Raw genomic sequence first — 11,740 nt, 5'->3', positions numbered from 1 at the left:
GATGGACACCACCGGTACACGTTCGCCTCTCAAACGCACGGTCGGCTCGAACCAGGTCGGCATGCGGCAGTTCAACGAACGGATCGTCCTGCAAGCGATCCGTTTGCATGGGCCGCTGCCGAAAGCCGACGTGGGCCGTCTCACGCGTCTGTCGATGCAGACCGTCTCGATGATCGTCGACCGTCTGATCGACGACGGCCTGCTCGAAAAGCAGGCGCGCGTGCGCGGCCGCATCGGTCAACCGTCGGTGCCGATCGCACTGCGTGCGGATGGCGCGTACACCATCGGCATCAAGGTGGGCAGACGCAGCCTCGACGTGCTGGCGATGGATTTCGCGGGCCACGTGGTGTGCCGCGATGTATTCGACTATGCCTATCCCGATCCGCGCACACTATTTCCCGCGCTCGAAAGCAAACTGGCGCGTGTGAATCAGACGCTCGGCGCAAAGGCGAACAAAGTGGTTGGCGTGGGCGTGGCGGCGCCGTTGTGGCTCGGCGGCTGGCGCGACTTTCTCGGCGCGCCGCAGGACGCGCTGGAAGCGTGGCACGAGATCGACTTGCGTAGTCGCATCGCGACGATGACGGGCTTGCCCGTCGAGTTCGCTAAAGACACCACCGCCGCCTGCGCGGCAGAACTCGTGATGGGCCAGGGCCGCGGGATTCACAATTTTCTCTATCTGTTCGTCGGTACGTTTATCGGCGGCGGCCTGGTGATCGACGGCCGTTTGCATGCCGGGCCACACGACAATGCTGGTGCGGTCGGCTCGATACCGCTGCGGGACGGCAGCGCGCGCAAACCGGCGCGGCAACTGCTACATGCAGCATCGGGTTTCGTTCTGGAACGGCTATTGAGCGATGCAGGCGTGCCGCCCGCCGCCGCGCACGATCATCGCGCGTTGTCGCCCGAACTGTGGCGGCAGACCGAACAATGGCTCGACACGGCGTGTCCTGCGATCGCCAATGCATTGACCAATGCGGCAGCCTTGCTCGACCTGGAAGCGGTGGTGATCGACGGCGAACTCGACCGGCAACTGGTCCGCGAAATCATCCGCCGAACCGAGCGCGTGCTCGATCGCTTCGAATGGGAAGGTATGGTACGTCCGCAACTGCTGGAAGGCACCATCGGCGCCGACGCGCGAGCGATGGGCGGCGCAATTCTGCCGCTGTATGCGCATTTCGCGCCCGTGCACGAGCTCTTCCTTAAGCCAGCGACGGACGCCGGCTATTAGGCGCCCTTGCTCATTGCGCGGCGACTTTCGCTATCGCAGCCGTTTTAGCCGGCGGATTTTGCAGCAAGGGCTGCAGCACCGGCGCCAGCGACTTCAGCAACTGCACCGAGAGCGCACTCGTGAACTCGTAATGCGCCGCATACGGCTCATGCACCCAGGCGGTCAGCGTGCCGTAGAAACGGTCTCCCATCACAAACACGAAGGTTGCGCTGCGGTTCACCTTGCGCGACTCGATCAGGCGTGCGCCTTTGGCCCACACATTGAAGCGCTGATCGCCGGTGCCGGTCTTGCCGTAAATTTCGAGTGTTTGACCATCGGGAAACGTCATGCCCTGCGCGAGACGCTTAGCCGTACCGCCTAATACGACATCGCGCAACAGCCCTCTGACCACCCCGGCGATCTCCGGCGACAACTGCTGCTGCGGCGCCACCGCAGCACGCTGGAAATGCGTTTCGTACGGCGTGTTTTTCGCGAAGTCGAGTTGCGTGAGACTTTCGGTCGGCACCTTGTTGCCGTTGTTGGCAATCACGCCTATCAGTTGCGCGAGCGCAGCCGGCCGGTCACCGGATGCGCCGATCGCCGCCGCATACGACGGCGTGAGCGTCGCGAACGGATAGCCGAGCGCCTGCCACGATTTACCGATCGCATCGTAGGCGCGCAGTTCGACCATCCGCTTGATGCGGCGATCCTGGGTGGCGTGATAGCGGGTCTTGAAGAGCCACGAATAGGTCGACAGACGCACATCGCGGCTCGCATTCTGTATCTGGTCGAGCGTCGCGTCGGGATGGGCGCGCAGATAGTTGAGCGTCCACAGTTCCAACGGATGCACGCTCGAAATGTAGCCGCGATCGTTCAGATTGAAGCGGTCGATTGCATATTTGTCGTACAGGTTCGCCAGGTCCTCGTCGTCCAGGATGGAGGCAGCCGGCGTGTTCTTCAGCGCCGCACGCATCTTCGCGTTGAACCACGCATTCGATTCATCCGGCGCGACACTGCGCAACACCGTCGCTACCTTAGGCGGCGATTTGCGCACGCCGAGCAGCAGCAAGGCCAACTGCTGCTCGGGCGCCTTGCCGTGGTATTTCGTGTAGAAACGATTCATATACACGCGGCTTTCCTGATCGGCGAAACGCGTGAGATACATCTTGCGGATCGCAGGATCGCCCAGCCATTGCGCCGACGGTCCGGTGGTTTGTACCATCTCGTAGTGGACGATATCGCGCATCAGCCGCACGAACACCAGATTCACCGAATGCTGGAATGCGCGGTGCACGGTGAGAATGCGGCTGTTGTCGTCCGATTCGAAGTTGTTGAAAGTCTGCGCGCCACCGCCCGTGTAAAACGTTTCGCCCGGACTTGCCGAGTATTTGCGTTCCACCGCCGCGTCGAGCATGGCTTGCAGCGAGCGGTTCGAGGTATGCGCCAGATAGTCCAGCGCCCAGCGCGTGAGCTGATCGTTCGGATCGTACTTCACGGCTTTCAGCTCCGCTGTGCTCAGCGGGGCATAACGCGCATGCAGCTCGGAGACAATCTGCAAATACGTCACCACGGTACGCATTTTCGCGGTCGAACCGAGATTCAGTCGCGCACCGGAATTGATGTCGAATGGCTGGTTCACGCTATCGGTTTGCACCCGCACCAGGTTCGCGCCGTCACGCCGTTCGAACAGCGTAAAGCTATAGGCGATTCTCGATGGATCGTCGGAGGCGCGCAGCATTTCATAGCCGACGAGCCCCGCGGCTTTTGCGCCGTCGCGCGTCGCGGCGGCGGCAAGACGTTCACTCACGGCCTGCTGCACGGCGTTGTTGAGCGTGCCCGTTGCCTGCATGTCCAGCCGGTCGAGTTCATAGAAACTCGGAATGCCGAGCGCCGCCAACAGGTGCGAACGCATCGACGTCACAGCCTTGCGCGACACGAACGAGTCGGCGTTGTGCGTTTTTTCCGGTGCGCGGCGCAGATCCACTTGCGCGGACAACGCGGCATCGCGCAGCGGGTTCGAAATAACACCACCGCTCGCCAGCAAGCGCAGATAACTATCCGTCAGACGTTCAAGTTCGGCATAGCCGTGATGCAGGAAATACGATGGCGCACGTTGCGCGATCATCAGCGAGAGCACCTGGCGAAATGCCACGCCCTGCTCAGCGAGATTCTCTTCTGTCGACGGCGCTTTGAGAATGCGGTTGATGTCGTTGAAATCGCGACTGTACCAGGCGGCCAGACCGTCGCCGATGCCATTGATCTCACCAATACCCGGCTGCGCGGCAAGCGGCACCGAGTTGAGATAGTGGACGACGATCTGCTGGCGCGCGGGCATGGTCTGCGGACCATTCAGATAGGCTCGGACCGAAGCGGATGCGATTTGCCGCAATTTCTCCGGCGGCGTTGCCGTGCGCCCGCCCGCCGAGTGGCGGAACTTCTCGATCTGCGTAGCGAGTGTGCTGCCGCCGGGCGTCGACTGATGCCGGTTGAACACGCGCGCGCCCTGGTCGACGAGCGCGTGGCTAAAGCGCCCCCAATCGATCGCCGGATTGCGGTTCGGCTGATCCGGATCGAGCAGATAGCGGTCTTCGATAAACAGTAGCGAATTGACGATCAGCGGCGGGATCGAATCGAAGCTGTCATAAACGCGGCCCGGATACTGTGCACCAAAGAGCGGCGCGCCGGTACCGTCGAAGAGTTGCAACCCCGCCTGGTCTTTTTCGGCGTAGGGAATAAATAGACCGCTATCGGCCAGCGACAGCATTCGCTCGGAATCACGCGACTGTGCGCTGATTTCAAACCCGCGTTCGAGCAGGCGCTTCTGGAACGACGGCAGCAACGCGTAGCCGAGGCGGCTGTCGTAAGGGCCTTTGTCTGCTTGAGGGAAGCGGATGGAATGACTTGGACCGCTCTCGGTGGAGAAACCCACGTCGCGCGTGAGTTCGGAGAGATAGCGCGCCTGCAGTCGAGACGTTTCGATCTCGACCTGGACAAAGCGGGCCGCCAAAGCCAGCGCGAGCACGAAGCCCACTGCCAGCCCCCATTTAAGCCACTTCCTGACGGGCGCCGTGCCTGTCGCGCGAAGCGGTAACCGAATCAGTGGCCGATTCATGGCTGCTCTCCCCGAGCGTGCGCCATTCTCTTGATTCTGGCGCACCTTCGATCAAGTGTAGCGCGGAACGCGAGCATGCAATCGGTTCGGATTTACCCCAAAGTGTCGCCGCAGCAACACCTTCTCACCAAGCTGGCGGAGCGCCGATTGGCGTGAGATATTGAGGGTCTTTCGCGCGTCAGAAGAAAGCAGATTCAGGCGTTTTTTTGCGCCGGCGCCGCTCGCCCTTCCCCCTCTCCCATCGTCCGTCCACGCAGTAACTCGATGAATTGCTCAGCCGGCGGCGACAGCACGCCGCCTTTGCGCGTCACAATCCCGAAAGTTTGTGACGGCGACTTCAGTTTGACCGGCACGAAGCGCAACATTTTCTGCCGCACGAATAACTCCGCGATCGCGGTCGGCAACAACGAAACCAGATCGGCGCTGCTTTGCAGTAATGCGACTGTCACGAAAGTGGAGGCAGTCGAGATCGGGTTGTCTGGCATCTCGAGTCCTGCCAGATCCATCTCCCGTTCGAGCAACGCATGCAAGGGCATATGCGATGGATACATGACCCAGCGGTGGCCGGCCAGGTCACGCAGCTTCACTTCTTTCCTCGGCAATGGCGGATGGCCATAACCCACCACCACCGATAACGGCTCATCCCCAAGCGGGCGATAGTGATATTTCGACGGATCGGCGGCAACCGCCGCACGGCCGATCACCAGATCGAGCCGGCCTTCGTCGAGTTGCAGCAGCATGCGCGCGCTGGTGTCTTCCATCACTTCGATCGACAGGCCCGGCTGACCGGCATGCAGATCGTTCAGCGCCGGCACGACGCACTCCGGAATCGCGCCCATGATCGCGCCGATCGCAAGCCGCCCACCGCGCCCCGAGCGTATCTCGGCGACGTCCTGGCAGAGCGCGGTAAGGTCCGTCGCCACGAGCCGTGCGTAGCGGATCACGCAGTGGCCGAGCTGGTTCGGAATCATGCCGCTCTTCGAGCGCTCGAAAAGCGGCGCCTCGAGCATCGACTCCAACTCCTGCAACGCCTTGCTGGCGGCCGATTGCGTCATCGACATCGCGCCGGCGGCTTTGTGCAGCGACTTATGATCGTCGAGCGCGATCAGCAATTGCAACTGCTTCATGCGTAGTCTCGACAGCAGGACGTTCAGGGTGTCTTTCATGAATTGCCGGGTAGCCGCGAGGTGAATCGCAAGGTGAGTCGCAAAAGCGATCACAAGATGGAAACAATTCAATATACCCGCCACGCACCGCGCCGTATAGTCAGCGACGGAGACATTCAAACACCCACGCCTCATCACGTCGTCACCTCACCTCGGCACAACGCACATCACCATGACCCATACCCACAACCCTGCTCCCATGCGCGGCGTGTTCCCCGTCGCGCCGACCATCTTCGACGAGGCCGGCGGTCTCGACCTGGAAGGCCAGAAACGCTGCATCGATTTCATGATCGACGCGGGCTCCAACGGCCTGTGCATTCTGGCGAACTTCTCCGAACAGTTCGCGCTGTCCGACGACGAACGCAACACGCTGATGCACGTGGTGCTCGAACACGTTGCGGGCCGCGTGCCGGTGATCGTCACGACCACGCATTTCAGCTCGTACCAGTGTGCTGAACGCAGCCGCAGCGCGCAGGCAGCGGGCGCCGCGATGGTGATGATCATGCCGCCGTATCACGGCGCGACGATCCGCATCGGCGAGCGCGGTATCTATGAGTTCTATCGCACCGTGTCCGATGCAATCGGAATTCCGATCATGATCCAGGACGCGCCGGTCAGCGGCACGGCGTTATCCGCACCGTTTCTTGCCCGCATGGCGCGTGAACTGCAGAACGTGTCGTACTTCAAGATCGAAGTGCCGCAAGCGGCGAACAAGCTGCGCGAGCTGATCGAACTGGGTGGCGACGCCGTGGTAGGTCCATGGGATGGCGAAGAAGCGATCACGCTAATGGCCGATCTCGATGCGGGCGCAACCGGTTCGATGACCGGCGGCGGCTACGCGGACGGCATCCGCCTGATCGTCGACGCCTATGCCGCGGGCGACACCGAAGCGGCCGCCGCCCACTATCAGGAATGGCTGCCGCTCATCAACTATGAAAACCGCCAGGGCGGCCTCGCATCGTGCAAGGCCTTGATGAAAGAAGGCGGCGTGATTCGCTCGGACGCAGTGCGCCATCCGCTGCCGCCGATTCATCCGGCCACACGCGCAGGCTTGCTGAAAGTCGCACGGCGACTCGACCCGCTGGTATTGCGCTGGGGCATCTAAGCTCAACTCTCAACCTGGAGCAGTCCAAAGCAAAACAATGAGCGCCCACGCGCAACCCTCGGACGCAAACCCCGGGTCCTGCATCCACATACGCGGCCATACGCCTGGTGGATGCAGCACACGGGGGAAAAACCACATATAAGGTCGGAAGGAAATTGAGTAACATAGGCCCGCAAGCTCACCACATCACTTTCCATGACCGCCGACCCTCGAGAACTGACGCCGGAAACCCTCGCCGAGTTGCTCGAACGCATTGCCAAAGAGGATGCTTCGGCACTACGCGAGCTATATGATCTCGTCGCTCCGAAACTGTTTGGTCTTGCGCTCCGTATATTGAGCAGGCACGAGTGGGCCGAGGAAGTATTGCAGGACAGCTTCGTCAACATCTGGCGCTTTGCGGGCGACTATCGGCGGGCACTCTCCGCCCCCATGACGTGGATGTCGGCAATCGTCCGGAACCGTGCTCTCGATCACCTGCGGCGGATCAACAAGCAGGAAACCGAATGGAGCGATGCGTTGGACGATCTTGTGGCAACCGGCGATCCGGATCCCGAAGCACTGAGCGCGGTCAGCCTGCAGGCACGTCTGCTGGCCGGCTGCATGCAGCAGCTGGAACCGGCGCAGCGTCAGGCGGTGGCTCTCGCCTACCTGCGTGACCAGAGCCATAGCGAGATCGCTGAAGCGCTGACGGTGCCGCTTGGCACCATCAAATCCTGGATCCGGCGCGGCCTTGCCAAGCTGAAGACCTGCCTGGGAGGTGAGTGATGAATCTCCATCGCTATCCTCAACTGGTCGATATGCTGGCCGCCGAGTATGCGCTCGGCACGCTGCGCGGCGGCGCCCGACGACGCTTCCAACGCTACGCGGATCACGATACGGTGATTCGTCAGGCTGTCGAAGAATGGCAGCGGAGAATCTCGCCGCTAGCCGAACTCGCCGAGCCGCGTATGCCGCCGGCTGCTGTCTGGGATGCTATCGAGCGGCGGCTCGGCCTGACGTCGGCGCGCGAGGCGGCACGACCGCGCACCGTGGTCGAAAAACCCGCGCGTCCGTCCGGCAGCATTTTCGAGAATCTCGCGTTCTGGCGCGGCTGGGCGATCGGCGTGACGGGGTTCGCCATAATCGCGGCAGTGGTTGCCGTGCGCTCGCTGTTGCCGTCGGGCGTGACGCCGTCGACTGCGCCGACCGTCGCGCAACAGCCGGAAGCAGCCGTCTCGCATGTCGCGGTGCTGAACGACAAGGACGCGCATCCAGTCATGCTGGTCGCATGGGACGAAGCCCGCTCGACCATGACGCTGCATCCGCTCGGCAAGGTCGACCTGCCGGCCGGCCGGGCGATGGAGTTGTGGGGCATCCCGGCCAACGGCCATCCGGTGTCGCTCGGCATGCTGCCGGACAGCGCCAACGGCAAGGTCACGGCCGGTCAGCAGAAGCCGGAGAGCTATGCGGCGCTGGCGGTCTCGATCGAAGCGCCGGGCGGCTCGCCCGATCACAATGCTCCTACAGGTCCGGTGGTGTTCAGCGGCAAGCTGCTGCCGGTGTCCTGATCTACCCTTAGCACTATGCAAAGCTTGTACGAAGCCACTGTCACCCGCGCTGCCGGGCACTCGTCCGCTTACGCGCCGCTAACCGGCCGGCGCAGCGTCAACGTCTGCATCATGGGCGGCGGCCTTGCGGGCTTATCCACGGCATTGGGACTCGCCGAGCGGGGTGTCACCGACGTCGCCGTGCTCGAAGCCGAACAGGTAGGCTTCGGCGCCTCCGGCCGCAACGGCGGTTTCGTGTTCGGCGGATACAGCCTCGATTGCGCGGATCTGCTCAAAACCCTCGGGCCGGCCCGCGCCCGCGAACTCTATGCGCTGACAACCGACGCCGTCGATCTGATGAGGCAACGTATCCAGTGCTACCGCATCGATTGCGATGTAACCGATGCCGGTGTGATCCTCGCCAACTGGTTCGACGAACCTGCAAGGCTCGACACGCAGCGGCGTTTGATGCGGGATTCGTTCGGCGTTGAGTGGGAACCCGTGGCGCCCGCGGAGCTCGCTTCACAATTGAAGACCGACCGTTATCACGGCGGCCTGTTCGAGCGCAACGCGTTCCACTTTCATCCGCTCAAATATGTACTTGGTATCGCGGACGCAGCGGCCAACGCGGGCGTGCAGATTCACGAGAAGTCGCCCGTTGTGCGCTTACAGCGCAGCGGCGCCCGGCGCGACGGCGCCGGCTTCGTGGTGCACACGCCGCAGGGCGCGCTCGAAGCACGCCACGTGGTGATGGCCGGTGGCGGCTATGCGCGCAACGTCTATGCGCAGGTCGACCGCGCGGTGCTGCCAATCGCTACTTACGTGATGGCCACCGAGCCGCTCGGCGCCCGCCTGAAAGACGCGATGGACACCCGCGCCGCCGTCTACGACACCCGCTTCGCCTTCGACTATTACCGTCCGTTGCCCGACACACGCATCCTGTGGGGTGGCCGCATCTCAGTACGCGACCGCGCTCCCGACGTCATCGCGCGACTGCTACGGCGTGATCTGCTGAAGGTCTATCCGCAGTTGCATGACGTGCGGATCGAGCACGCCTGGGGCGGTCTGATGAGCTACGCGCGGCACAAGATGCCGCAAATCGGCCGCAATACGGACGGCGTCTGGTACGCGGTCGGCTTCGGCGGCCACGGCATGGCGCCCACCACCGTCTCGGGCGAATTGCTGGCGGCGGCCATCTCCGGCGAACGGCCGGTGCCCGAGGCATTCGCGGCTTTCGGCCTGACGCGCACTTACGGCGCGCTCGGTCTCGCGGCCGCGCAACTCACCTACACCGCCATGCAGACGCGCGACGCGCTCGCCGCCCGGCGCCCTTCGGCCCGGCCGGCGCCGTGACGCTACTCAGTAAGCGACCCGACAGCTGGCTCAATACGCCGCCGCTTATGCCCGAGACCCGCTCCGGAGGCTGGTTTCAGCGTGCTAGAATGCGCCGTCATCGCCGCTCGAATACACAATGAAAAAGGGAAGCAAGGCCGCCGAGCCTGATACCAACGGCATCGCGTCCGACACCCGACGCAAGTACGATCCCGAACAGACGAAGCGCAACATCCTCGACGTCGCGACGCAGGAGTTCTCCGCGATGGGATTGACCGGCGCACGCGTCGACGCAATCGCGGAGCGCACGAACACCACCAAGCGCATGCTGTACTACTACTTCGGCAGCAAGGAAGGGTTGTACCAGGCCGTGCTGGAAAAAGTGTATGGCGACATTCGCGCGCTCGAACAGGATCTGCACGTCAGTGAACTCGATCCAATCGAGGGCATGCGCGCGCTGGTCGAGTTTACATTTGACTATCACGATCGCCAGCGCGACTTCGTCCGCCTCATTACGATCGAGAACATTCACGGCGCGAAGTACGTCGAGCAGGTGAAGAGCTTCAAAGGCCGCAACGTCACCGTCATTCATACGATCGAAGATCTGCTCTCGCGCGGCATCGCAGCGGGACTGTTCCGCAGCGACGTCGATGCGATCGACCTGCATCTGATGATCAGCTCGCTGTGCTTTCACCGTGTCGGCAATCGCCATACCTTCGGTACAGCGTTCGGCCGCGATCCGTCGCACCCGCGCCTGCGCGCGCGCCATCGCGCGATGATCGTCGACGCCGTGCTGCGTTTCGTGCGCAAGGAAGACTAAGGCAAACCTGAAACAAAAAAGCGGGACCTGGTGTTAGCCAGGTCCCGCTTTTTTTTACTCAATGAAAGCCGTTCGAACGATATGTGCTGTTCAGTCCACCAGCACGATCCGCTTGATATCGCCGACGATAAAGATGTACGACAGCGCGCCAATCAAAGCGATCGCGCCGATGAACACCAGCGCGCCGACAAACGAACCGGTTGCCGCGACGATGAAACCCACCACCAGCGGCGTCACAATGCCGGCCAGATTGGCCGCAAAGTTGAAAATGCCGCCCGTCACGCCAAGCAGTCCATCCGGCGCAATATCCGACACCAGCGTCCAGCCCAGCGCCGCCATCCCCTGCGCGAAAAACGCCACCGACAGAATCGCGATCACCGCCACGTTGCTCTCGACATAGTTGGCGAGAATGATCGTCGAGGCGAGCAGCAAACCGGCGATGATCGGCAGCTTGCGCGCCACGTTCGGCGACTTGCCGCGGCGCAGCAGCCAATCCGAGAAGATGCCGCCGAACATCACGCCGATCGACGCGGCAATGAACGGCATGATCGCGAAGAAGCCGATCTTCAGCCATGCCATATGGCGCTCGGTGGCGAGATACGTCGGGAACCAGGTGAGGAAGAACACGAGCGTCGAGTTACCGGCGAACTGGCCAAGGCAGATGCCGGCCAATTGACGATGCTTGAGCAGGCGTCCGATGGTGCGCCATTCGAAGCCGCTCTTCGCCGATGCAGCCGGTGCGCCGGAAACATCGGCGTCCTTCTTGCTGTGCGTCAGACCGCCGCCTGCTTCGATATAGTCAAGCTCCGCCTGATTGACGGACGGATGATCGTGCGGTTCGCGATAGAACATCCACCAGATCACACCGAACACGAGACCCACGCCGCCCACCACGTAAAACAGCGAACGCCAGCCGAACGTGCCCATCAACATGAACAGAAACGGGCTGAAAAACGCGAGGCCGATATATTCGCCGACCGTGTAGGTGCCGGTCGCCATCGCGCGTTCGCTCTGTGGGAACCATGTGGCCACCACGCGGCTATTGGTCGGAAAACACGGCGCTTCCGAAACGCCGAGGCCGAGCCGGAACACGAACAACGCGCCGATACCATGCACGAGCCCTTGCGCGAGCGTGCACAGCGACCAGAACGTCATCGAGAGGAAATACGTGAGCTTGCTGCCGAAGCGGTCAAGAAACAGACCGCCCGGAATCTGCGAAGCCACATAGCTCCACGAGAATACGGAGAACAGCAAGCCCATGAGCGCGGCGTTGATGCCGAGTTCTTTGGTCAGTTGCGGCGCCGCGATACCGAGCACCGTGCGGTCCAGATAGTTGATCATTGTGCCGACCGCCAGCAGCGAAAGAATCTGATAGCGGGCTTTCGAGCGGCGCGCGGTGCTTACCGTGGCAGCCGTTTGGCGAGTCGCCTCGGCGGGCGTGGAATGAATGGGTTGTGGCATGGCGTCTCTGT

The 11,740-nt window shown here is 62.4% G+C and carries 9 protein-coding genes; 6 read left to right on the top strand and 3 right to left on the bottom strand.

Annotated elements, in window-relative coordinates:
- The first annotated feature begins 1 nt into the window (after position 1).
- Positions 2-1,228: an ROK family transcriptional regulator gene (locus KHO30_RS07730; protein WP_093645348.1), complete on the top strand. Its 1,227-nt coding sequence runs from the start codon at positions 2-4 to the stop codon at positions 1,226-1,228.
- A gap of 10 nt (positions 1,229-1,238) precedes the next feature.
- Here KHO30_RS07730 and KHO30_RS07725 read toward each other — a convergent pair whose 3' ends face one another.
- Positions 1,239-4,319: a transglycosylase domain-containing protein gene (locus tag KHO30_RS07725; RefSeq protein ID WP_211700483.1), complete on the bottom strand. Its 3,081-nt coding sequence runs from the start codon at positions 4,317-4,319 to the stop codon at positions 1,239-1,241.
- Between the two features lie 194 nt (positions 4,320-4,513).
- Positions 4,514-5,485, bottom strand: a complete 972-nt coding sequence (locus KHO30_RS07720) for a LysR family transcriptional regulator (protein ID WP_200651439.1) — start codon at positions 5,483-5,485, stop codon at positions 4,514-4,516.
- 172 nt (positions 5,486-5,657) lie between these two features.
- Between KHO30_RS07720 and KHO30_RS07715 the strand changes: the two genes are divergently transcribed.
- The 5 genes from KHO30_RS07715 to KHO30_RS07695 all read left to right on the top strand — a co-directional run bounded on the left by KHO30_RS07715 (position 5,658) and on the right by KHO30_RS07695 (position 10,268).
- Entirely contained in the window at positions 5,658-6,590 is a 933-nt protein-coding gene (locus KHO30_RS07715) for a dihydrodipicolinate synthase family protein (RefSeq protein ID WP_211700482.1), read from the top strand.
- 195 nt (positions 6,591-6,785) lie between these two features.
- Positions 6,786-7,355: an RNA polymerase sigma factor gene (locus KHO30_RS07710; RefSeq protein WP_211700481.1), complete on the top strand. Its 570-nt coding sequence runs from the start codon at positions 6,786-6,788 to the stop codon at positions 7,353-7,355.
- On the top strand, positions 7,355-8,137 hold the full coding sequence (locus KHO30_RS07705; RefSeq protein WP_211700480.1) for an anti-sigma factor: 783 nt from the start codon (positions 7,355-7,357) through the stop codon (positions 8,135-8,137). The genes KHO30_RS07710 and KHO30_RS07705 overlap by 1 nt, the downstream gene beginning before the upstream one ends.
- A 15-nt stretch (positions 8,138-8,152) precedes the next feature.
- A complete protein-coding gene (locus KHO30_RS07700) occupies positions 8,153-9,469 on the top strand; it encodes an NAD(P)/FAD-dependent oxidoreductase (protein WP_211700479.1) in 1,317 nt (438 codons plus the stop codon).
- 118 nt (positions 9,470-9,587) lie between these two features.
- Entirely contained in the window at positions 9,588-10,268 is a 681-nt protein-coding gene (locus KHO30_RS07695) for a TetR/AcrR family transcriptional regulator (RefSeq protein ID WP_093645335.1), read from the top strand.
- 90 nt (positions 10,269-10,358) lie between these two features.
- Here the strand turns inward: KHO30_RS07695 and KHO30_RS07690 are convergent, their stop codons facing one another.
- The gene (locus KHO30_RS07690; RefSeq protein WP_093645333.1) at positions 10,359-11,729 is read right to left on the bottom strand and encodes an MFS transporter; all 1,371 of its coding nucleotides are present in this window, start codon (positions 11,727-11,729) and stop codon (positions 10,359-10,361) included.
- Positions 11,730-11,740: the final 11 nt, after the last annotated feature.

It is taken from the genome of Paraburkholderia aspalathi, from assembly GCF_905220735.1.
Classification (GTDB): domain Bacteria; phylum Pseudomonadota; class Gammaproteobacteria; order Burkholderiales; family Burkholderiaceae; genus Paraburkholderia; species Paraburkholderia aspalathi.
The sequence above is the reverse complement of the archived record's forward strand: the minus strand, read 5'-3'. Positions and strand labels throughout refer to the sequence as shown.